General features: G+C 61.7%; 15 protein-coding genes, 1 pseudogene and 2 riboswitches. Of the genes and pseudogenes, 6 read left to right on the plus strand and 10 right to left on the minus strand.

The features are described 5' to 3' along the window. Positions 1 to 3: 3 nt before the first annotated feature. Complete coding sequence (locus R1A29_RS15130; protein ID WP_438298765.1) at positions 4 to 1,560, minus strand: TerC family protein; 1,557 nt, start codon at positions 1,558 to 1,560, stop codon at positions 4 to 6. 295 nt (positions 1,561 to 1,855) lie between these two features. Continuing rightward, on the minus strand, positions 1,856 to 2,266 hold the full coding sequence (locus R1A29_RS15135; protein ID WP_085710079.1) for a MerR family transcriptional regulator: 411 nt from the start codon (positions 2,264 to 2,266) through the stop codon (positions 1,856 to 1,858). 79 nt (positions 2,267 to 2,345) lie between these two features. Between R1A29_RS15135 and R1A29_RS15140 the strand changes: the two genes are divergently transcribed. Further along, the gene (locus R1A29_RS15140) at positions 2,346 to 3,569 is read left to right on the plus strand and encodes an NADH:flavin oxidoreductase/NADH oxidase family protein (protein WP_438298766.1); all 1,224 of its coding nucleotides are present in this window, start codon (positions 2,346 to 2,348) and stop codon (positions 3,567 to 3,569) included. A 3-nt stretch (positions 3,570 to 3,572) separates the two neighbouring features. On the opposite strand, the gene R1A29_RS15145 is transcribed toward R1A29_RS15140, so the two are convergent. The 5 genes from R1A29_RS15145 to cobW are packed head-to-tail and all read right to left on the minus strand — an operon-like array spanning position 3,573 to position 11,776. Further along, positions 3,573 to 5,216 (minus strand): phospholipase D-like domain-containing protein, encoded by a 1,644-nt coding sequence (locus R1A29_RS15145; RefSeq protein WP_438298767.1) that lies wholly within the window; start codon positions 5,214 to 5,216, stop codon positions 3,573 to 3,575. 40 nt (positions 5,217 to 5,256) lie between these two features. Beyond that, positions 5,257 to 5,940 (minus strand): vWA domain-containing protein, encoded by a 684-nt coding sequence (locus R1A29_RS15150; RefSeq protein ID WP_438302049.1) that lies wholly within the window; start codon positions 5,938 to 5,940, stop codon positions 5,257 to 5,259. Further along, on the minus strand, positions 5,922 to 6,923 hold the full coding sequence (locus R1A29_RS15155) for an ATP-binding protein (protein WP_438298768.1): 1,002 nt from the start codon (positions 6,921 to 6,923) through the stop codon (positions 5,922 to 5,924). Before R1A29_RS15155 ends, R1A29_RS15150 begins: the two co-directional genes overlap by 19 nt. 2 nt (positions 6,924 to 6,925) lie before the next feature. Beyond that, positions 6,926 to 10,699, minus strand: coding sequence for a cobaltochelatase subunit CobN (gene cobN, locus R1A29_RS15160; protein WP_438298769.1), 3,774 nt, complete (start codon positions 10,697 to 10,699; stop codon positions 6,926 to 6,928). A 3-nt stretch (positions 10,700 to 10,702) separates the two neighbouring features. Then, positions 10,703 to 11,776 carry a cobalamin biosynthesis protein CobW gene (gene cobW / locus R1A29_RS15165; protein ID WP_438298770.1) on the minus strand — a complete coding sequence of 358 codons (1,074 nt, stop codon included), beginning with the start codon at positions 11,774 to 11,776 and terminating at the stop codon, positions 10,703 to 10,705. Between the two features lie 99 nt (positions 11,777 to 11,875). Further along, a riboswitch (cobalamin riboswitch) is annotated at positions 11,876 to 12,085 on the minus strand. Between the two features lie 876 nt (positions 12,086 to 12,961). Then, positions 12,962 to 13,182, plus strand: a riboswitch (cobalamin riboswitch). Between the two features lie 121 nt (positions 13,183 to 13,303). Here cobW and R1A29_RS15170 point away from each other — a divergent pair. The 4 genes from R1A29_RS15170 to cobM all read left to right on the plus strand — a co-directional run bounded on the left by R1A29_RS15170 (position 13,304) and on the right by cobM (position 15,462). Continuing rightward, the gene (locus R1A29_RS15170; RefSeq protein ID WP_016983301.1) at positions 13,304 to 13,501 is read left to right on the plus strand and encodes a CbtB domain-containing protein; all 198 of its coding nucleotides are present in this window, start codon (positions 13,304 to 13,306) and stop codon (positions 13,499 to 13,501) included. 11 nt (positions 13,502 to 13,512) lie between these two features. After that, a complete protein-coding gene (locus R1A29_RS15175) occupies positions 13,513 to 14,214 on the plus strand; it encodes a CbtA family protein (protein WP_114883447.1) in 702 nt (233 codons plus the stop codon). Beyond that, entirely contained in the window at positions 14,211 to 14,624 is a 414-nt protein-coding gene (locus R1A29_RS15180) for a cobalamin biosynthesis protein (protein ID WP_438298771.1), read from the plus strand. The genes R1A29_RS15175 and R1A29_RS15180 overlap by 4 nt, the downstream gene beginning before the upstream one ends. 91 nt (positions 14,625 to 14,715) lie before the next feature. Then, positions 14,716 to 15,462 (plus strand): precorrin-4 C(11)-methyltransferase, encoded by a 747-nt coding sequence (gene cobM / locus R1A29_RS15185; RefSeq protein ID WP_438298772.1) that lies wholly within the window; start codon positions 14,716 to 14,718, stop codon positions 15,460 to 15,462. 51 nt (positions 15,463 to 15,513) lie between these two features. Here the strand turns inward: cobM and nfuA are convergent, their stop codons facing one another. The 3 genes from nfuA to R1A29_RS15200 all read right to left on the minus strand — a co-directional run bounded on the left by nfuA (position 15,514) and on the right by R1A29_RS15200 (position 19,581). Then, on the minus strand, positions 15,514 to 16,098 hold the full coding sequence (gene nfuA / locus R1A29_RS15190) for a Fe-S biogenesis protein NfuA (RefSeq protein WP_007959519.1): 585 nt from the start codon (positions 16,096 to 16,098) through the stop codon (positions 15,514 to 15,516). A gap of 89 nt (positions 16,099 to 16,187) precedes the next feature. After that, the gene (locus R1A29_RS15195; RefSeq protein WP_438298773.1) at positions 16,188 to 17,189 is read right to left on the minus strand and encodes an acyltransferase family protein; all 1,002 of its coding nucleotides are present in this window, start codon (positions 17,187 to 17,189) and stop codon (positions 16,188 to 16,190) included. A 97-nt stretch (positions 17,190 to 17,286) separates the two neighbouring features. Beyond that, a complete protein-coding gene (locus R1A29_RS15200; RefSeq protein WP_438298774.1) occupies positions 17,287 to 19,581 on the minus strand; it encodes a fatty acid cis/trans isomerase in 2,295 nt (764 codons plus the stop codon). Between the two features lie 157 nt (positions 19,582 to 19,738). On the opposite strand from R1A29_RS15200, the pseudogene metH reads away from it, so the two are divergent. After that, positions 19,739 to 23,448: pseudogene (metH, locus tag R1A29_RS15205) on the plus strand (methionine synthase). The last annotated feature ends 94 nt before the right edge of the window (positions 23,449 to 23,542 follow it).

Raw genomic sequence — 23,542 nt, forward strand, 5'->3', positions numbered from 1 at the left:
CCGTCAGGCCTCACGCTTGAGCAACACTCGCGTTACCCGTCGCTCCTCGACCGCCATCACGGTCATGCCCCAACCGGCATGTTCCAGGCGATCACCCTTCATCGGCAGCCGATCCAGAAGACTCATCACCAACCCGGCGAGGGTCTGGTAATCCTCGGTCGGTTCGGCCGTGAAACCGGTGCGCTGGCGAATCCGCGTCAGGTTCATCGCACCATTCACCACAAACCCGCCCTGCTCTTCCACCACATCCGGGCCAGCGATTTCGCTGGCGTCCGGCAACTCACCGGCGATCGATTCGAGAATGTCGGTCATGGTCAACACGCCGACAAAATCACCGAACTCGTTTACAACGAACGCAATGTGGGTCGACGCCGCACGCATCTGCTCCAGTGCGTTGAGGATCGAATAGCTGTCGAGCAGGTTCAGCGTCTTGCGCGCCACGTGTTCAAGATTTGGCTCGTTGCCGGCCAGATATTCCTTGAGCAGCTCCTTCTTGTGAACGAAGCCCAACGGTTCATCCACCGCGCCGTTGCGAATCAGTGGCAGGCGCGAGTAGGAGGAATGCATCAGTCGCGTACGAATCGCCGCTGCGTCGTCCGCCAGATCAATGTGATCGACATCCGCACGCACGGTCATCAGCGTGCGGATCGGACGCTCGGCCAGTTGCAGCACGCCGCTGATCATCACCCGTTCGCGACGGTCGAACAGCTCCGCACTGGGTGCTTCGCCATCGTCCAGCAAGTCGGAAATCTCTTCGCCGACCTCTTCCACCGCCAGTTTGCGGCCTCCCAGCAAACGCATCACCGCGTGGGCCGTACGCTCACGCATCGGGCGCAAGCCCTGCATCGAGCGCTTGCGACGGGCCCGGGCGATCTGGTTGAACACTTCGATCAGGATCGAGAAACCAATCGCGGCGTACAGATAACCTTTCGGGATATGGAAGCCCAAACCTTCGGCGGTCAGGGCAAAACCGATCATCATCAGGAAGCCCAGACAGAGCATGATCACTGTCGGGTGCGCGTTGACGAAACGGGTCAGCGGCTTGCTGGCAACGATCATGACGCCAATGGACACGACCACCGCGATCATCATCACCGCCAGTTCATCGACCATGCCCACGGCAGTAATCACCGCATCGAGAGAGAACACGGCATCAAGCACGACAATCTGCGCCACGATCGGCCAGAACAACGCATAAGCGTTGTTGGTCGAGCGTTCGCCGACGTGACCCTCAAGCCGTTCGTGCAACTCCATGGTCGCCTTGAACAACAGGAACACACCACCGAACAGCATGATCAGGTCACGGCCAGAGAAGCTCTTGCCGAACACCTCGAACAACGGTGTCGTGAGGGTAACCAGCCAGGAAATACTCGCCAGCAGGCCAAGACGCATGATCAGCGCCAGGCTCAAGCCGATGATTCGTGCGCGGTCGCGCTGATGCGGCGGCAGTTTGTCCGCCAGGATCGCGATAAACACCAGGTTGTCGATACCCAGTACCAGTTCCAGCACGATCAGTGTCAACAAGCCCAGCCATGCCGTGGGATCCGCTAACCATTCCATATTCTGTCTCTATCTCTCTTCAGTGATTTCAGGCTGCCGGGCACGGCAAAGTGCGGCGCGAAAGCTCGAAGGCTGCGCCATCAACGATAGTCGGGAGTCGGAAAACCGGATGCTGCGAGTGCGTCAAGACCGCGCCATGGCGCGAAGGGAACGTGGTTCTTTGAGTAGAACTGGGAGGCTCCGAGAGGGTGTTCATGCAAATCCTGAATGAAAAAAGGCCTTGAAGCGTACAGGCTCAGATGACTTTTCCTACAGCTGGAAATCATTTCAAAATCTGTACGCCTTCGTCGCCGCCTCAGGATTCCGGGTAGATCGAGGCCAGCACCCGTTCGGCATTCGCGCCGCAGCTCATGCCTTCGGGCTTGGATTGAATGCTGTCGATCACCTCCAGCAACCGCGCCTTGCTTTGGGCCAGATGCTGCTGCATGACTTCGATCTGCTCGACCTTGCGTGTCAGGCCTTCCACCAGCTCCTCATGCTTGAATTCGCCGGTTCCGGCGGCTGGCAGCAACTGCTTGAGTTCTTCCAGGGAAAATCCCGCCTGCTGGGCACTGCGGATGATGTTCAGGGTTTGCAGCACTTGCGGTGGGTAGCGCCGATAACCATTACCCAAGCGCTCTACTTTGGGAATCAGGCCCTGAGCCTCATAGAAGCGAATACTCGAAGCGCTCAGCCCGCTCTGTTGCGCCAGTTCACCAATTTTCATTTCAGCCTCGAATTGCCTGCTTGACATTAAAGTTAACTTTAAGCTTAGCCTCTCTCCATCACTGATGAGGAGTCAAGCAATGTCGCCCTTCCAGATTCTGAAACTGCCCAACGGTCAGACCGTCGGCAACCGTATCGCCAAAGCCGCCATGGAAGAAAACCTCGCGGATCGTGACCAGGCACCGTCCCGTGAACTGTTCCGCTTGTATCAGGCCTGGGCCGAAGGCGGCGCCGGGTTGCTGCTGACCGGTAACGTCATGATCGACCGCCGCGCCATGACCGGCCCTGGTGGCGTGGTGCTGGAAGACGAGCGGCATCTGGACCGTTTCCGTCAATGGGCTGAAATCGCCCGCAGTGGCGGCGCGCAGGTCTGGGTGCAGCTCAACCACCCCGGCCGCCAGACCTTCGCCAATATGGGTCAGCAAGCGTTGGCACCATCAGCGGTGGCACTGGAAATGGGCTCGTTCTCGAAACTGTTCGCCGAGCCCAAACCGATGACCGAGGACGACATCGAAGAGGTCATTCAACGTTTCGCCAGGAGTGCCGCGCTTGCCGAGAAAGCCGGATTCACCGGCGTCCAGATCCACGCGGCTCACGGCTATCTGCTCAGCCAGTTTCTGTCGCCGCTGACCAATCGCCGTACCGACCGCTGGGGTGGTTCGCTGGAAAACCGTGCACGCCTGCTGCTGTCGGTGATCGAGGCTGTGCGTCAGGCCGTTTCACCACAGTTCTGCGTTGCAGTGAAACTCAATTCGGCGGACTTCCAGCGCGGCGGTTTCGACACGGACGACGCTCGTCAGGTGATCGAATGGCTCAACGAACAGCCAATCGACCTGCTGGAACTGTCAGGCGGCAGCTACGAAGCCCCGGCGATGCAAGGCGAAGCCCGCGACGGACGCACCCTGGCCCGTGAGGCATTTTTTCTGGAAATGGCCAGCGAACTGGCCAGCGTGGCCCGCATGCCGGTGATGGTCACCGGTGGCATACGGCGCCTGCCCATCGTCGAACAGGTACTCGACAGCGGCATCGACATGGCCGGCATCGCCACCGCGCTGGCCATTGAACCAAGCCTGGTCAAACACTGGCGCGAAGGCCGGCACAGCGAGCCGCAACTGCCGCCGATCCGCTGGAAACGCAAACCGCTGGCCGCACTGGCAAACATGGCCGTGGTGCGTTTCCAGATGGCGCGCCTGAGCCGGGGCCGCAAGCCGCATCCCGAAGTGTCGGCACTCTGGGCGCTGATTCGCGACCGCTTGTACCTCAGTCGCCGCACCCGGCAGTACCGTCAGGCGATGGACGTATAAACCCTAACGCCCGGCAAACCGCAGGCGAGACAGCTGACGCAAATCCCCTTCGACGTAGTAGTCGTTGGTCCAGCTGTCATCCGCCGCCAGCGGCTGTACCTGTTTCAGCGCCAGTTTTTTCGCGAAATAGCGGAAGCGGTAATGTTCGTAGAAGCGCAGCAATTCCAGGCCATAACGGTCCGCCAGTTCGGTGTCGCCGCGAATGATCAGGAAATTCTCGTCGTTGCCATTGCTGGCCGCGGCGCTGAGGTTGTGGCTACCGCTGATAATCGTCGGGCTGTCACTGGTGAAGTCGGTGACGATGGCTTTGGTGTGCACCAGCAGGTTGCCCTTCTGGCCTTTCATGTTCTCTTTCAGCCAGCCTTCCAGCCCGGTGTTGAGCAGCGCGGTGGCGGCGAACTCGGCCGTCCGGTCGGCGTGGAATCCGGTGATGCTACTGGCGGTGTTTTGCAGGCCGTAACGCAGGATGTCGTCATGGGGCTGACCGAGCAAAGCGTTGAGAATCGCATCGGGCAAGGTGAACGCGGTGACGAACAGCACATCCTTCTTCGCCGCATTGATGATGTCGACGAACTCGCGCAGATCGGCACCACCACTGCGCGGCGAGAACCCGACAAACAGCGGTTGCGTCGGGTTCATCGGGTTGTGCTGGGTGATCCAGTCCCGGGTGGCGCCGACGTCTGCCGGCGTCGCCCAGACCTGCTCGAACGTCTGCAGATAGCTGGCCGCGACGGCGGTGTCGTCCAGAACGTGCACGACGTTGGCCTGACGATACACACCGTTGGCGGTGAAATTGGTACTGCCGCACAGCACGGCCTGGGGCTGCCGCTCGCCGCCAGCGATCCGACTGAGGACGATGAACTTGTCATGGAAAATATCGTGGGTCACCCGCCCGCGCTTGCTGGTTTCCGGCAACTTGGCGAGGCTGGCCTCGTTCATCGTGGTGTCTTCGTCACCGGGCTTGGCGTGATACAGCACCCGCACCTGCACACCGCGATCGAATGCAGCGTTCACCGTGTCGATGATGGCTTGCAATTGATACTCGTAAATCGCGATGTCCAGCGCCCATTGCCCGTCTAGGGCGCGCTCGATAAAACCCTGTAAACGCCCGAGCAGACCATTTTCCAGCCACTGCCGCGCAGCATCGGGCCAGGCTTCAATAGGCATGTTCTTGTTGGCGCTGATCTGCGCGTCGAGATCCGGAAACTTGCGCTGGAACGCCTGACTGGCGGCCACGGCGCGGTTGAAGATCACGCTTTGATTGGCCGGATGACCATCGTCTGAAGTAATGCTCAACTCCAGCGACTCCCCCAGCGCCGGCGCATTGGCCGTGCCATAGGCAAGATGTACGCGGTAATGCATCGTGGTACCGGGATTGACCGCGTAATCGGCCCAGCGAAATTTCTGCAGCGGCGCGATATCACTGGGCGTGGCGTGAAACTGCGGGAAGGTATGTTCCTTGCCGGGGAAGGTCAGGCTGTTGAACAGGAACTGCCACGGCTTGTCGCCCTGCTGCTTCTCGATGGCAAACCCCAGCAGGCCTTTGCGGCGGGGTTCGGCGAGGTCCATCGCCAGCAGCACGCCGTTGGTGCCGGCGTAAGCCTTTACGCGAAAATCGTCCTGAGGATTGGCAACCAGTACGCGCATGATTCACTCCTTGTGATGTGGGCTGGATGCAGCATAGACCTCAGACAGACAGCAGGTCGTCGATATGCCGGTAATCCGCGTCCAGTGCGGTCGCCAACTGTCTGGCCCGGCCCAACCGGATCGGCCCGCGTTCGATGTCGATCAACAGGCCCGGACATCCCAACACCGGCAATCCCGGCCATTCTTTCAAGCGCCCATCGGTGAGCACCAGCAGGCGCTGTTGTTCGGCGGGGAATCGTTTGCGGCGCACCGTCAGCCAGTGTTCGGCCTCGTTCAGCGCCGCCAGCAATGGCGTGCCGCCTCCCGCACCCAAATCATCCAGCCACGCTCGCAATCCACTGGAAGCTTTCAAACCTTGTACCTGCCATTTCGGCGAGGAGCCGCTGGCAGTCAGTAAGGCGAGTCGCGCCCGTTGCCGGTAAGCGTCGTCGAACAGTTGCGCGAGTACGCCTTTGGCATCGCTCAACGCTTGATGACGACGGGTAGAAGCCGAGGCATCGACAATCACCAGCCACAGTTCATGAGGTGTGCGGGTGCGCAGTTGAAACAGCAGGTCCGCGCGTACTTTCGGGCGACCGTTGAGCAATGTTCCCGGCCAGTTCACCGAGCCACTGCGAGCCGCGTGACGCTTGCCCTGTCGGCCATTGTCCAGGCGCCCGGCGCGGGGTCTGGCATTCGCCCCCGCGTCGGATCGGGGGCGAATGCCTAAGGCTTTTTTGGCCAGACCGGCACTTCGCGGCGCGCGCCGGTGGCCAGGGCCGGCGCCGGCATTTCACCCCATTGCCCCTGCCCTTGCGCCGGATCGGCCTGGGAGCCTGACGGCGATTGCGCGGGAGGCTGCGCATTGGATGAAGGCTGTTCGCGGCGGCGATGACGCAATGCAAATTCGGCGACCGCATCGATGTCCTGTTCGGCAATGGCTTCGGCACCACGCCAAGCCGCATGAGCCCGCGCAGCACGCAGCCAGACCAGATCGGCACGCAGGCCATCGACTCCGGCAGCAAAGCAACGCTCGGTGATCTGCGCCAGTGCTTCATCGTCGAGAGGAATATTCGCCAAGGCATTGCGGGCATTTTCACAGCGCTCACGCAGGGCTTGTTGCTCGGCTTCCCAGTGTGCGCAGAAGGTCTGCGGATCACTGTCGAAATCCAGTCGCCGACGAATGATCTGCCCGCGCTCGACCGGCGCCGTGTGACCACTCAAGGCGACGTTCAGGCCAAAGCGATCGAGCAATTGCGGGCGCAACTCGCCCTCTTCCGGGTTCATCGTGCCGATCAGTACGAACTTCGCCGAATGCCGATGGGAAATGCCGTCGCGCTCGATCAGGTTGGTGCCGCTGGCGGCCACATCGAGCAGCAGATCCACCAGATGATCCGGCAGCAGATTCACTTCATCGACATACAGCACGCCGCCATCAGCCTTGGCCAGTACGCCGGGAGAAAACTGCGCGCGGCCGTCGCTCAATGCCGCATCCAGATCCAGCGTGCCGACCAGCCGCTCTTCGGTGGCGCCCAACGGCAAGGTGACGAACTGACCGCTGGCCAGCAGATCCGCCAGGCCCCGGGCCAGAGTTGACTTGGCCATGCCACGCGGGCCTTCGATCAGCACGCCGCCGATCTTCGGGTCGATGGCGGTCAGATACAGCGCCAGTTTCAGATCATCGGCGCCGACCACGGCGGAGAGCGGGAAATGTGGGATGTCAGTCATGTTCAGCTCTCTTCTTCTATATCCAGCAGCAAGTTTTCGAGTGCTTCTTTGTAAGCACCCGGTTCCTGCCACATCCCGCGCTGCTGCGCTTCGAGCATGCGCTCGGTCATGTCGCGCAGTGCGTGGGGATTATGCTCGCGCACAAACTCCCGGGTCGCCGGGTCCAGCAGATAGGCGTCGGCCAGCAACGCGTACTGGTGATCGCCGATCAACTGCGTGGTCGCATCGAAGGCAAACAGGTTGTCGATGGTCGCCGCCAGTTCGAACGCGCCTTTATAGCCGTGGCGTTTGACGCCGTCGATCCATTTCGGATTGGCCGCCCGGGAGCGGATCACTCGATTCAGCTCTTCTTTCAGGGTGCGGATCTTCGGCAAATCCGGCTGGCTGTGATCGCCGTGATAGCTGGCCGTCGCTTCACCACGCAGGCTTTCCACGGCCGCGAGCATGCCGCCCTGGAACTGGTAGTAATCGTTGGAATCGAGCAAGTCATGTTCGCGGTTGTCCTGGTTTTGCAGCACCGCCTGCACCTGGCTCAGGCGCTGGACGAATTGCTCGCGGGCGGCGGTGCCTTCGTCGGAACCACCGTAGGCGTAGGCGCCCCAGTTCAGGTAAACCTCGGCCAGATCCTCGCGGCTTTGCCACAGACGACCGTCGATTGCGCCCTGCACGCCCGCGCCATAAGCGCCGGGCTTGGCACCGAAAATCCGCCAGCCGGCCTGACGTCGCGCAGCCTCCTCATCCAGTCCCGACTGTCGCAGCGCCTCGCGTTCGGCACGCACTTTGGCGGCCAACGGGTTGAGGTCGTCCGGTTCGTCCAGTTCCGCCACGGCCTGCACGGCGGCGTCGAACAGACGAATCAGGTTGGCGAACGCATCGCGGAAAAAGCCGGAGACCCGCAGCGTGACATCGACCCGAGGCCGATCAAGCAGGCTCAGCGGCAGAATCTCGAAATCGTCGACCCGCTGACTGCCCGTCGCCCACACCGGGCGCACGCCCATCAGCGCCATGGCTTGGGCGATGTCGTCACCGCCGGTGCGCATGGTCGCGGTACCCCAGACCGACAGACCGAGCTGACGCAAATGATCGCCGTGATCCTGCAGGTGTCGCTCCAAAATCAGCGTGGCCGACTGGAAGCCGATGCGCCAGGCCGTGGTGGTCGGCAGGTTGCGCACGTCCACCGAATAGAAATTGCGCCCGGTTGGCAACACGTCGAGGCGGCCGCGACTTGGCGCGCCGCTCGGGCCGGCCGGGACGAAACGGCCGCTCAGGGCATCGAGCAAGCCGCGCATTTCGGCCGGGCCGCAGGCGTCCAGACGCGGGGCGATCACCTCGCGCAGCGCGCGGATGATCGTCTGCACATCTTTCCAGCCTGAAGCGTCTAGTTGTGCCACATCCCCCGCCAGCGACTGCTCGATCAATTGCGCCGCGAACAACTCCAGACGCTCGCGAGTGTCTCCTGCGGTGCGCCAGACTTCATCGCTCAGCGATTGCAGCTCCATCGGGCGCGGGCCAGTCCAGGGCTCGGCCAACGCGCAATCCAGCGGATCGAAACCCAACTGGAACGCCTTGGCCAACGCCCGCAACAGACTCGATTGCGCACCCTTGCCATCGCCACGGGGAATCCGCAGCAGCGCCAGCAAGGTATCAATGCGCAAACGCCCGGTCGGCGACTCACCAAAGATGTGCAGGCCATCGCGAATCTGCGATTCCTTCAGATCACACAGATAAGTGTCCAGACGCGGCAGCCAGACCGCCGCATCGGCATCGCTGTCGAGGGCGGCATCCAGTTGCAATTCACGATCAATCTGCGTGTCCCGCACCAGTTGCAGAATGTCGCGCTGCAATTCACGGGCGCGGCGCGGGTCGAGCAATTGCGCTTCGTAATACTCGTCGGCGAGCAATTCGAGATTGCGCAACGGGCCATAGGTTTCGGCGCGGGTCAGCGGCGGCATCAAGTGGTCGATGATCACCGCCTGAGTGCGGCGCTTGGCCTGGGCGCCCTCGCCCGGGTCGTTGACGATAAACGGATAGATGTTCGGCAGCGGCCCGAGCAATGCATCCGGCCAGCAATTCTCCGACAGGCCCACGCCTTTGCCCGGCAGCCATTCGAGGTTGCCGTGCTTCCCGACATGAATCACACCGTGAGCGCCGTAGGTCTGACGCAGCCAGAAATAGAACGCGAGGTAAGCGTGCGGCGGCACCAGATCCGGATCGTGATACACCGCGCTCGGAACGACCTGATAACCCCGCGCCGGTTGAATGCCGACGAAGGTCAGGCCAAAGCGCAGGCCGGCGATCATCATTCGCCCGTCACGGCACATCGGATCGTTGTGCGGCGAACCCCAACGCTCCTGCACCGCCGCGCGATTGGCTTCAGGCAGCGCGTTGAACATCGTCAGGTAATCGTTCATCGCCAGGCTTTGCTGGCACGGGCGCTGATCGAGGGTATCGAGGTCGTTGCTGACGCCGCCGAGCAGTTGTCGGATCAGCTCGGTGCCGCTGTCCGGCAATTCGGCCGGCAGCGGATAACCTTCGGTCTGCAACGCCCGCAGGATATTCAGCGCGGCGGCTGGTGTGTCGAGGCCGACGCCATTGCCGATGCGTCCGTCGCGGGTCGGGTAGTTGGCGAGGATTAGCGCGATGCGCTTTTCAGCGTTCGGCACCCGCGCCAGATCGACCCAGCGCCGCGCCAGTTCGGCCACAAAATCCATGCGCTCCGGCTGCGCCCGATAACACACGACGTCAGACTGACTGCGCTCGCTGCGCCAGGCCAGATCCTTGAAACTGATCGGCCGACTGATGATCCGGCCGTCCAGCTCCGGCAAGGCAATGTGCATCGCCAGATCACGAGGGCCGAGGCCCTGCTCGCTGTCGCGCCAGCCAGGCTCGTTGTCCTGGGCGCAGATCGCTTGAATTACTGGAATGTTGCGACGGAATGGCCGCAGATGCGGCGCTTCCGGGCTGGATTGAGCAAAACCGGTGGTGTTCAGAATCACCGAGGCTTCGACTTCATCCAGCCAGTCCTCGACCACCGACAGGCAACCGGGCTCTTTCAGACTGGCCACGGCAATCGGCAGCGGATTGAGTCCGGCAGCCTGCAACCGTTGGCAAAACACGTCGATAAACGCCGTGTTGGCCGCTTGCAAATGCGAGCGATAAAACAACACCGCCGCCACCGGTTGACCGGGCCGCCAATCGGCTTGCCAGTCGCTCAGTGCGGCGGTGTTTTTGTTCGGGTGGTAAATCGCCGTGCGCGGCAGGGTTTGCGGCTCGCCCCACACGTAATCCCGCGCCAGCCAGCGGTTGGCCAGACAGCGGAAGAAATCCAGCGCATTACCCATGCCGCCCTGACGCAGAAACTGCCAGAGCCGGTCGCGATCCTCGGCGCCCACGGTGCTCAAATCACTGAGCTCCGGGTCGGGACGGTCATCGCCCGGCACCAGAATCACCTGCACACCACGCTCGGACAACTCGACCAGCCGCTCGACGCCATAACGCCAATAAGCTATGCCGCCGTGCAGCGAAATCAGAATGACCTTGGCGTGACGCAGCACTTCGTCGACGTACAGGTCGACCGACGCATGGTTCTGCACCTGCATCGGGTTGGCCAGGCGCACGCTCGGGTAATCGTCGGGCAGTTGCTGCGCTGCTTCGGCGAGCAGCGCCAGGCTGGAGTCGCCGCTGCACAGAATCACCAGCTCGGCGGGGGTTTGTCCAAGGTCGGCAATGTTGTCATCCGACACGAAACCGCCGGGCTGGGTCCTGAGCAGGTGCATGGCTTAAACGCTGAGCGCGGCGCGCAGTTGCGCTTCGAGCTGGGCCGCGTTCAGTTCCTGACCGATCAACACCAGACGCGTCACACGTGCCTCATCGGCGCCCCACTGACGGTCGAAGTGCTTGTCGAAACGCGTGCCCACGCCCTGGATCAGCAGGCGCATCGGCTTGTTCGGGATCGCCGCGAAGCCTTTGACCCGCAGGATGCCGTGCTGGACCACCAGTTGCGTCAGCGCGTCGAGCAGCAGGCTTTCGTCGGCTTGCGGCAGTTCGATGGAGATCGAGTCGAAGGCGTCGTGATCGTGGTCATCGTGATCGTCATCGCCTTCACCGTGGTGGTGATCGTGATGGCTGTGGCGGCTGTCGATGTGTTCTTCGGAACCGGCGCCGAGGCCGATCAGCACATCCAGCGGCAGGCGACCGTTGCTGGCTTCGATGATTTTCACGGCTGGTGGCAGCTCTTCGGCGACTTCGAGGCGTACGCGAGCGAGGTCTTCAGGGCTGGTCTGGTCGGCCTTGTTGAGAATCACCAGGTCGGCGCTGGCCAATTGGTCGGCGAACAGTTCGTGCAGCGGCGATTCGTGGTCCAGGTTCGGATCGAGTTTGCGCTGGGCATCGACCTGATCCGGGAACGCAGCGAAGGTGCCGGCGGCCACGGCCGGGCTGTCGACCACGGTGATCACCGCGTCGACGGTGCAGGCGCTGCGGATTTCCGGCCACTGGAAGGCTTGCACCAGGGGTTTCGGCAGGGCCAGGCCCGAGGTTTCGATCAGGATGTGGTCGAGGTCGCCGCGACGGGCCACCAGTTCGCGCATCACCGGGAAGAACTCTTCCTGAACGGTGCAGCAAAGGCAGCCGTTGGCCAGTTCGTAGACGCGACCGGTGGCTTCTTCTTCAGTGCAGCCGATGGAGCACTGCTTGAGGATTTCACCGTCGATGCCCAGCTCGCCAAACTCGTTGACGATCACCGCGATGCGGCGGCCCTGGGCATTGTCGAGCATGTGCCGCAGCAAGGTGGTTTTGCCCGAGCCGAGGAAGCCGGTGACGATGGTGACGGGGAGTTTGGCCAGTGTTTTCATCGGATGCCCTTTGGCAAGGTGGCGGGCATACGGGACGAGACCGGCAACGCGGGTGCGTGCCTGGAGAGTTCGCCACCGGATCACCCCGCCCGGTTGAAAGTGAGAATCTGTGACGAGGCAGGTCTCCTGGCTGACGGTGTTCGGGCCTTGGCCCGGTATTCGCTGCGCCTTCCCGCTGGCTCTGGATTGAGCTGGCAGTGGCGTGGCAGCGAACAGCACCGTTCACAGTTGCGGGGGCAGCCGCGGCTTGGACCGCGTTCCCTTCTTAGCTTCGGCGTGGGCCGAAGAACCTCGAAAGCGCAAGGCTACGCATGGGTTCGTGATGGGTCAATGGGAGGTTGGTTTTGGGGGCATATCCGTTGCTGCGGTTATGGCCACTTAGGGTTCCGCCCTTACGGCGGGTCACTTTTTCCAAACGCCGAAAAGTAAGCAAAAGGCTTTTGCCCCGGCGTACGGCACTTCGCTAAGGCTCAGTGTTCCCTCGCTACGGTGTCCATCAGGGGGCATCGCCTCCGGTTTGCTTCGCTGCACCTCCTCTCGATGTATGCGGCTTCGCCGCACGGCGCTGCGCGCCTACCCCCTGATGAACACCTCCGCTCGGCCTGTCGAAGGGGCTGGAGAGCAAAAGCAAGATCAAGAGCCCCTCACCCTAGCCCTCTCCCGGAGGGAGAGGGGACTGACCGAGTTGTTTGGGAGAGATACGCCGACGTGCGATACCGCGTTGAACTCAGGTTTTGAAAAGAACACCAATCGGCTCCCTCGCCCTCTGGGAGAGGGTTGGGGTGAGGGCCAGCCCCGCCGCAAAACCAAAACCGAACACGCTGCGCTCCTCCCCACTCACCACGATGAGCGTTAGCTCGAGTACCGCTTTTGATCGCAGGGCCCGTCGGCAGGCTGAGTGGAGGGATTGATTCGGGGTGGGAGCGCAGCGACCGTTTGGCGAAGCCAAACACATCGAGAGGAGGTGCAGCGAAGCAAACCGGAGGCGATGCCCCCGGATCGATCCCGGAGCGAAGGAACCCCGAGCCTCAGCGAGGGGCCGTACGTCAGGGTAGAGACCTTTTGGTTACTTTTGGGGCGTTTGCCAAAAGTGACCCGCCGTAAGGGCGGAACCCTAAGCAGCCATAACCGCAGCAACGGATCTGCCCCCAATCCCAATTGACTCAAATCCCCCGCCCATGGTCTCCTACACAACTTGTTACGGGTGCCCTGCAAAGGGTGAAACGGGAAACCGGTGAATCATGTGCTTTACTCTAAAGCCATGTCAGTCCGGTGCTGCCCCCGCAACGGTAAGCGAGAGAGTGTCAGATCCACTGTGCCCACGGGCATGGGAAGGTGACGCTTGCAGGTCGGCCTGACGCCAACCCCTCGTGAGCCCGGAGACCGGCCCGCAACACACAGTGCGCACTTTGCGTCACTGAACATAACAAACCCGCGGTGGGCGGGCGCTGTTCGAACCTCTGCGTGCCCGCTCGCAGGGGTTTTCATGCGCTCCATTCACCCGCTGACACTCCAGAGGGAAGCGCCATGTCGATCATCAGCAGCACCGGCAGCAACACGGACAAAATCTCCAGCACCACCACCCTGAGCCAACGCCTGACCGCTGCGATCTTCGCGTCGATCCTGGGTGCCAGCCTGGTCTACTTCGCCGGTTTCTCGCACATCGAAGCGGTGCACAATGCCGCGCACGATACCCGCCACAGCGCCGCGTTCCCGTGCCATTGAGGCCTGACGACATGATCAAGCGTATTGCGCAGACCGCAGGTTTCACCGGCCTTCTGGCCGCCCTGCTGCTGACCTTGCTGCAAAGCTTCTGGGTTTCACCGCTGATTCTTCAGGCTGAAACCTACGAGAAGGCCGAGCCGGTGGCCGAAGTTCACGAACACGCCGCCGGCACCGCCGCCCACACCCACGATGCCGAAGCCTGGGAACCGGAAAACGGCTGGCAGCGCGTGGTCTCCACCACCGGCGGCAACCTGGTGGTAGCCGTAGGTTTCGCCCTGATGCTGGCGGGCCTGTACACCCTGCGTGCGCCGACCAAGACTTCGCAAGGCCTGCTCTGGGGACTGGCGGGTTACGCGACGTTCGTGCTCGCGCCGACCATGGGCTTGCCACCTGAGCTGCCGGGCACTGCTGCCGCTGACCTGGCATCGCGCCAGATGTGGTGGATCGGCACCGCCGCGTCGACCGCTGTCGGCCTGGCGCTGATCGCGTTTGGCGGCAACTGGCTGCTGAAGATCCTCGGCGTGGCGATTCTTGCCGTGCCGCACGTGATCGGCGCACCGCAACCGGAGGTGCACTCGATGCTCGCACCGGAAGCACTGGAAGCCCAGTTCAAAATCGCTTCGCAGCTGACCAACGTGGCGTTCTGGCTGGCCCTGGGCCTGATCAGCGCCTGGTTGTTCCGCCGCAAAGGCGATGGTCAATACCACGCATGACCGATGACAGCGCAGCGCCGACCTTCGTGGTCGGCCTGGGCTGCCAGCGCGGCTGCCCGGCCAGCACGCTGCGCGCCTTGCTCGACCAGGCCCTGCAGGCCCATCGAATCGAACTCGAAGCGGTCAAGGCGTTGGCCAGCATCGACTTGAAACGTGACGAACCCGGCTTGCAGGAACTGGCGACACAACTGGCGCTGCCGTTGCTGTATTTCAGCAGCGAAGAACTGGCCAGTTATAAGCAACGACTGAGCCATCATTCACAAATCGCCTTCGAACGCACCGGTTGCTACGGCGTGGCGGAAAGCGCTGCTTTGGCGCTCGCCGAACAACTGATCCAGGCCCCGGCAAAACTGCTGATTTCCCGGCAAAAGTACGCTCAGGCAACCCTGGCATTGGCCGGCGCGGCGTAAATTCCCGATAATCCCCGCTTTCGATCATGAGCATTGTTCATCTGAAGTGCTCTTGAAGCCTCGATCCGCCCTACTTTCACAGGATCCAACGATGACCGTTTACTTCATCGGCGCCGGCCCCGGCGACCCGGAATTGATCACTGTCAAAGGCCAGCGGCTGATCCGCAGCTGCCCGGTGATCATTTATGCAGGTTCGCTGGTGCCGGCGGCGGTACTGGAAGGTCATTCGGCAGATACCGTGGTCAACAGCGCCGAATTGCATCTGGAACAGATCATCGACCTGATCAAGACCGCCCACGCCAAGGGCCAGGATGTGGCGCGGGTGCATTCGGGCGATCCGAGCCTGTATGGCGCCATCGGCGAGCAGATTCGCTATCTGCGCGAGCTGCAAATCCCGTTCGAAATCATCCCCGGTGTCACTGCGACCGCCGCCTGCGCCGCGCTACTGGGCGCCGAACTGACCCTGCCGGACATCTCGCAAAGCGTGATTCTGACCCGATATGCCGATAAGACGGCGATGCCTGCCGGTGAAGAACTCGGCAGTCTGGCGCAGCACGGGGCGACCATGGCGATTCATCTGGGGGTCAATCATCTGGAGAAGATCCTCGCCGAGCTGCTGCCGCACTACGGCGCGGATTGCCCGATTGCAGTGATCCACCGGGCGACGTGGCCGGATCAGGACTGGGTCGTCGGGACACTGGAGGATATAGCCGAGAAGGTGGCGGCCAAAGGCTTTCGGCGTACGGCGTTGATTCTGGTCGGGCGGGTGTTGGGCAGCGATCATTTCAGTGAGTCGTCGCTGTATCGCGCGGGGCACGCACATTTGTATCGGCCATAAAAAAACGGCGCTCACGGGGCGCCGTTTTTCATGCCGCAGCGAACACCTTACTTAGTAGTAGGCGTTTTCTTTCTGCGTGTGGTCGGTCACGTCGCGAACGCCCTTGAGCTCCGGAATGCGCTCGAGCAAGGTGCGCTCGATGCCTTCCTTCAAGGTTACGTCCGCCTGGCCGCAGCCCTGGCAGCCGCCGCCGAACTGCAACACGGCAATACCGTCTTCAACCACATCGATCAGGCTGACCTGACCGCCGTGGCTGGCCAGCCCCGGGTTGATTTCGGTTTGCAGGTAATAGTTGATGCGCTCGTTGATCGGGCTATCGGCGTTGACCATCGGGACTTTGGCGTTTGGCGCCTTGATGGTCAGCTGGCCGCCCATGCGGTCGGTGGCGTAGTCGACGACAGCATCGTCGAGGAACGCTTCGCTGAACGAGTCGATATAGGCGGTGAAGCTTTTCAGCCCCAGCGCGGTATCTTCAGGTTTCTCTTCCCCCGGCTTGCAGTAGGCAATGCAGGTTTCGGCGTACTGGGTGCCAGGCTGGGTGATGAAAACGCGGATGCCGATGCCCGGGGTGTTCTGCTTGGACAGCAGATCGGCCAGGTAATCATGGGCGGCGTCGGTAATGGTAATAGCGGTCATGGAAACTCCTCGCAGGCTTGGGCGGAGTTTACGCCAATCGGCGCGCGGGACAAAGTCCCAGTATTTTTGTCGGAATAAAATCCCGCCCCTCAGGCTGGTGACGGACGGTCTCTCCAGCGCTGAAAGTGCCGGTATCCGGCCTTTTCGATCCATTTATAGCTGGCCAGACTGCCCGCACCAATCAAGATCAGACAGACCGTAATGACGATGTACGGACTGAGCGAATAGCGCTGCGCCAGATAATGCCCGAGCATCAGAATCAGCGTGTGGATCAGGTACACCGAGTAAGAGCAGTCCCCCATCAGCTTCAGCAATCGACTGCGGCGGGCAAATCGCTCCAGCGACAGGGCCGACATGACCAGAACGGCAGCCGGCACGCCCCAGGCCAGCGCCTGATACTCACCGATCCACACATGAATCGCCGCCAGCGCCACCAGCATTGCGAATATCGGCCCCCATAGCCCCGGCCTGATCCAGCCACGGCGATAGAGCATGCCGACGCCCATCCCCAGCAAGAACTCAACTACCAGGTCCGATCGGTAAAACTCGCTGATCCAGCCCAGGCCTGTGAGTACGTTGCAGACCAGAAACAGCAGCACCGCCACCACGGCGATCCGCGTGCTGACTGGAAACAACAATGCTCCGGCGAACAACAGATAAAACAACATCTCGAAATTCAGGGTCCAGCCCACGTTCAGGGTTGGATAGATACCGAAACCGCCGGGGTTGTCGCTGGCGACGAACAACAAAGACAAGATGAAGTTCGGCCAGCCGAAGCGCTCGCCGGGGAGCGCCGCTGGCAACGCAACCAGCAAAAGTGCCATCACCACCGTATAAAACCAATAGGCCGGCGCAATCCTCATCAGTCGCAGAGCCATAAAACGCCACGGCGACAGATTTTTATCAGCAGTGGAGAGGAACATCACCAGACCGCTGATGACGAAAAACACGTCCACGCCGGCCGCGCCCTGATCGACAAACATTCGCCCAATCGGCCCGCCGGGCTCGAAATCGAAGAAGATCTGCATGACGTGATGACCCACCACCATCCAGGCGGCCAGTGCGCGCAGGGCTTGCACTGAGATCAACATTGAGGTCGCTCCAGGTCACAACATCCCGATCACCGCTTCCAAAGTGGATTTGCGGTGCGTCCATGAGTTGTGACAGTAGGACAACCTCAGAGGTCGATCAAAGATTCTCATACCGGTTCATGTCCAGCACGCCCTCTTCCACCGGGTCGGTTTCGTGGATGTACTGGCTCAGGTCATGGAAATAGAACCAGAACTGCGGATGGCTGCGACGGATACCCCAACGTTCGACGATCTTCTCGAACTGGGGCGCATCCTTCGCGCTTTCCATGGCATCGACAAACGCCGGCACCTGGTCCGCCGGGATGTTGAACATGAAGTTCGGATAACTGCTGAGCACGCCCGGATAAATGGTCAGAGTGTCGAGCCCCGGTTGATAGCGCAGGGACTCACCGAGCAGGAACGCCACGTTGCTGTGGGCGCGGTTGCGCAGCAGGCTGTAGACCTCGCGTTTGCCGCTGCGAGTCTCGATGCGCAGCATGGTCGCTTCCGGCAGTTGATCGATCACCTTCAGACCGGCTGCAGGTCGCGCCGTCAGGCGGCTCAGGGCCTGTTCAGCGTTTTGCAGCGCCGGGTCGATGTTCGGCCGCGAGCAGTAGGCATCCACGCAGCGGTTGATCGGATCGGGCCGTGCGTTGAGGTCGCCGTAGCGAGCGAGCAACTGCATGGCGAAATCGTGTTTCGGGTCTTTTTCGTCGAGTTTCAGCGCGGTCGGTTTGTCATCATCGATGGACTCGTAATCCAGCCACATCTTGAACTGGCCGCTGCTCTGGTACCAATCGTCGAGGTAATCCTCGCGGGAATCGGCCGGCATCAGGCGCAGGAAGTTCTGTTCGGCGCCATTGCGGATCAAGTCGAAGTACAGCCGTGTCTGCGCCTGATGGGAGACGTTGCCGAACACGTCGAAGTTGACCGCCAATTGGTAATAGGTGCGCTCCAGCAGCGGATAGTCGAACAGCCACATGGTTTGCGGCACCTCGCCGATCAGGCCTTTGGTCACCGAGGCGCTGTCGAAGTGGCGGAAGATGCTCAACAGTGCGTTGTCGTTGCCCGCCCACAGGGTCGACCAGCTCGGTGCCGGTTGATCGGCGTAGCTGTCACGGCGCAGGGCTTCGTACTTGTTGCGCTTGTTGCGGTAGTCGTGCCACAGGCTCAGGACGCTGCCGACGTCGTCGTTCTGCCCCGGCATGGCCAGCAACGGCGTAGCCTGGCCGCGATAGTTCGGGTCGGTGATGTACAGGTCGTGTTCCGGCGCCTGGAACAGCGCCCAGAAGTTGTCGCGGATCACGTCGGTCGCGATCTGCCCACGGCACACCGGACCGCGAATGAAGGTACGCACGAAGTATTCGGCGTTATCGAGCATGAACTGATACCGCGCCTGCGCCGGAATCGCCTCGAAGGTCGCGAACGGATTGGCCCGGCTCTGCGGCCCGTAGCCCGGCAATGCATGCACCTGCCAGTTGCCGTTGTAGAACAGGCTCTTGACCCGCGCCATCTTCGCCGCGCTCAGCGGATAGGTGATGTGGGTCTTGTGCACGATCACGCCCTGCACCGGCCACAGGCGGTAATACACCTGGGTGCCCGGGTCGTCATTCGGACGGCGGGTAGCAATCAGATCGATCGGCTGGCCGGTCGGCGTGCGCGAACGCACCCACTGGAAGAAATGCCCAGGCTCGCCATCCTTGAAATAGATGTGCGCCAGGAACCAGTGTTCGAACAGCCAGCGCCCGACGAGACTTTCCCGCGCCCCTGGCTGGTTGAGCAGGTTTTCCCACTGCACGATCTGCAGCGCTTCCTTGGCGCTCGGCGCCAGGCCTTGCTCATCGATCGGCGCGCCGGACGCCAGCCAGCGCTGCAATGTCTGGTATTGCTGATCGGTCAGGCCGGTGACCGCCAGCGGCATCCCCTCTTTTGGGTGGGCGCCGGCATAGCCGTCGAACTCGGCGGGCATCGCGCACATGTTTTCCCGTTGCAGGCCGAGGACGATGTCTTCCGGCAGTTTGGCATTGGGTGTCAGTGGCGTTTTGTGCCCCAGTTCCAGCATGCGCGCCATCAGCGCGGCCTGACTGCCCTGGGCGTCGAGTACCGAATAGAAATCTTTCTGCTGCCAGGCACGTTTGCCAAAAGCGTCGTAGAACAGCCGCGTGGTCGGCGCCGCCTGAGTGCGCTCGCCATCGTAGACCGGCATCTTGCTCGCGCCACGGGCCGCGCCTTCACCGCTGCCCAGGTTCAGCTGGCAGGCAGAGTCGTAGCACGCATGGCAGGCCACGCACTTCTCGGTGAAGATCGGCTGGATATCGCGGGTGTAAGAAATCGAAGGCGAGATCGCAGGACTTTGCGCCGCCGCGCCAAAGCTCAAAAACAGCAACACCATGCTGACGACGCGGTACGACATATCCCTGATCCTGATCCTGAATAAAAACGCCGCGATTCTACCGTTATGACGCCCGTGCCAACATGAGCGATATTCATGCAAAAGTGCCACATGCTCTAAATCCGCACAGGTTTGTTATGATCCCGCTCCTTCGTCATGGTCTTTTCGAGTAGTCCCAATGTCCGATCGCAGCGTCCGCCTTCAAGCTCTCAAGCAAGCCCTCAAAGAGCGCATCCTGATACTCGATGGCGGTATGGGCACGATGATCCAGAGCTACAAGCTCGAAGAGCAGGATTATCGCGGCAAGCGTTTCGCCGACTGGCCGACCGACGTCAAGGGCAACAACGACCTGCTGGTCATTACCCGTCCCGACGTGATCGGCGGCATCGAGAAAGCCTACCTGGATGCCGGCGCCGACATCCTGGAAACCAACACCTTCAACGCCACCCGCATTTCCATGGCCGACTACGGCATGGAAGAGCTGGCCTACGAACTCAACGTAGAAGGCGCACGACTGGCGCGCAAGGTCGCCGACGCCAAGACTGCCGAGAACCCGGACAAGCCACGCTTCGTCGCCGGCGTCCTCGGTCCTACAAGTCGCACCTGCTCGCTGTCGCCGGACGTCAACAACCCGGGCTACCGCAACGTCACCTTCGATGAACTGGTGGAAAACTACACCGAGGCCACCAAAGGCCTGATCGAGGGCGGCGCCGACCTGATCCTGATCGAAACCATCTTCGACACCCTCAACGCCAAGGCTGCGATCTTCGCCGTGCAAGGCGTGTTCGAAGAGCTGCACATCGAACTGCCGATCATGATTTCCGGCACCATCACCGACGCCTCCGGCCGCACCCTGTCGGGCCAGACCACCGAAGCGTTCTGGAACTCCGTGGCCCACGCCAAGCCGATTTCGGTCGGTCTGAACTGCGCCCTCGGCGCCCGTGAACTGCGTCCGTACCTGGAAGAGCTGTCGGACAAGGCCAGCACCCACGTCTCGGCGCACCCGAACGCCGGCCTGCCGAACGAGTTCGGCGAGTACGACGAGCTGCCAGTGGACACTGCCAAAGTCATCGAAGAATTCGCCCAGAGCGGTTTCCTCAACATCGTCGGCGGCTGCTGTGGCACCACCCCGGGCCACATCGAAGCCATCGCCAAAGCCGTCGCCGGTTACGCGCCACGGCAGATTCCGGACATTCCCAAGGCTTGCCGCCTGTCGGGTCTGGAACCGTTCACCATTGATCGCAGCTCGCTGTTCGTCAACGTCGGCGAGCGGACCAACATCACCGGTTCCGCGAAATTCGCCCGTCTGATCCGCGAAGACAACTACACCGAAGCCCTGGAAGTCGCCCTGCAGCAGGTCGAGGCCGGCGCCCAGGTGATCGACATCAACATGGACGAAGGGATGCTCGATTCGAAGAAGGCCATGGTGACCTTCCTCAATCTGATTGCCGGCGAGCCGGACATCTCCCGCGTACCGATCATGATCGACTCCTCGAAATGGGACGTGATCGAAGCCGGCCTCAAGTGCATTCAGGGCAAGGGCATCGTCAACTCGATCAGCATGAAAGAAGGCGTCGAGCAGTTCATCCACCACGCCAAACTGTGCAAACGCTACGGCGCGGCAGTTGTAGTGATGGCGTTCGACGAAGCCGGCCAGGCCGACACCGAAGCGCGCAAGAAAGAGATCTGCAAACGCTCCTACGACATTCTGGTCAACGAAGTCGGATTCCCGCCGGAAGACATCATCTTCGACCCGAACATCTTCGCCGTGGCCACCGGCATCGAAGAACACAACAACTACGCTGTGGACTTCATCAACGCCTGCGCCTACATCCGCGACGAGCTGCCGTATGCCCTGAGCTCCGGCGGCGTGTCCAACGTGTCGTTCTCGTTCCGCGGCAACAACCCGGTGCGCGAGGCGATTCACTCGGTGTTCCTGCTGTACGCGATCCGCGCCGGCCTGACCATGGGTATCGTCAACGCCGGTCAACTGGAGATCTACGACCAGATCCCGCAGGAACTGCGCGACGCCGTTGAAGACGTGATCCTCAACCGCACGCCGGAAGGCACCGACGCCCTCCTCGCCATCGCCGACAAGTACAAGGGCGACGGCAGCGTCAAGGAAGCCGAGACCGAAGAATGGCGCAGCTGGGACGTCAACAAGCGTCTAGAGCATGCGCTGGTCAAGGGCATCACCACCCACATCGTCGAAGACACCGAAGAGTCCCGTCAGTCTTTCGCGCGCCCGATCGAGGTGATCGAAGGCCCGCTGATGTCCGGCATGAACATCGTCGGTGACCTGTTCGGCGCCGGCAAAATGTTCCTGCCGCAGGTGGTGAAATCCGCCCGCGTGATGAAACAGGCCGTGGCCCACCTGATCCCGTTCATCGAACTGGAAAAAGGCGACAAGCCGGAAGCCAAGGGCAAGATCCTGATGGCCACCGTTAAAGGCGACGTGCACGACATCGGCAAGAACATCGTCGGCGTGGTGCTCGGTTGCAACGGCTACGACATCGTCGACCTCGGCGTGATGGTACCGGCAGAGAAGATCCTGCAGGTGGCCCGCGAAGAGAAATGCGACATCATCGGCCTGTCCGGCCTGATCACCCCGTCGCTGGATGAAATGGTCCACGTGGCCCGCGAGATGCAGCGCCAGGACTTCCACCTGCCGCTGATGATCGGCGGCGCGACCACCTCAAGGCGCACACGGCGGTGAAGATCGAGCCGAAGTACAGCAACGACGCGGTGGTGTATGTCACCGACGCTTCCCGCGCCGTGGGCGTGGCGACGCAGTTGCTGTCCAAGGAGCTGAAAGCAGGTTTCGTCGAGAAGACCCGCGAAGAGTACATCGACGTGCGTGAGCGCACGTCCAATCGCAGCGCCCGTACCGAACGCCTGAGCTACGCCGCCTCGATCGCGAAAAAACCGCAGTTCGACTGGGCGTCCTACACACCGGTCAAACCGACCTTCACCGGCACCCGGGTGCTGGACAACATCGACCTCAACGTGCTGGCCGAGTACATCGACTGGACGCCGTTCTTCATCTCCTGGGACCTGGCCGGCAAATTCCCGCGCATCCTTGAAGACGAAGTGGTCGGTGAAGCCGCGACTTCGCTGTACAAGGACGCCCGCGAAATGCTGACCAAGCTGATCGACGAGAAACTGATCAGCGCCCGAGCGGTGTTCGGTTTCTGGCCGGCCAATCAGGTGCACGATGACGATATCGAGCTGTACGGCGATGACGGCAAGCCAATGGCGCGCCTGCATCACCTGCGCCAGCAGATCATCAAGACCGATGGCAAGCCGAACTTCTCCCTGGCCGACTTCGTTGCGCCGAAGGACAGCGAAGTGACCGACTACGTCGGTGGTTTCATCACCACCGCCGGGATCGGCGCCGAAGAAGTGGCCAAGGCTTATCAGGACGCTGGCGACGACTACAACTCGATCATGGTCAAGGCGTTGGCCGACCGTCTGGCCGAGGCCTGCGCCGAGTGGCTGCACCAGCAGGTGCGTAAAGAGCACTGGGGTTATGCCAAGGATGAAGCCCTCGACAACGAGGCGCTGATCAAAGAGCAGTATTCCGGCATTCGTCCTGCTCCGGGCTACCCGGCGTGCCCGGATCACACCGAGAAGGCCACGTTGTTCACCCTGCTTGACCCGGAAGCCCAGGAAATGCGCGCCGGCCGCAGCGGTGTGTTCCTCACCGAGCACTACGCAATGTTCCCGGCGGCGGCGGTCAGTGGCTGGTACTTCGCCCATCCGCAGGCGCAATACTTCGCCGTGGGCAAGATCGACAAGGATCAGGTGCAGAGCTACACCTCGCGCAAAGGCCAGGAACTGAGCCTGACCGAACGCTGGCTGGCGCCGAACCTGGGTTACGACAACTAACCCGGGCCCGAACAAAAGACCGCAGCCTGCCCCGCAGGCTGCGGTCTTTTTTCATGGGTTGGCTATGCTTGTCGAACACACACGGCAGACGAGG

Origin of the sequence: Pseudomonas sp. NMS19W, assembly GCF_051554255.1 — a bacterium.
Classification (GTDB): domain Bacteria; phylum Pseudomonadota; class Gammaproteobacteria; order Pseudomonadales; family Pseudomonadaceae; genus Aquipseudomonas; species Aquipseudomonas kribbensis.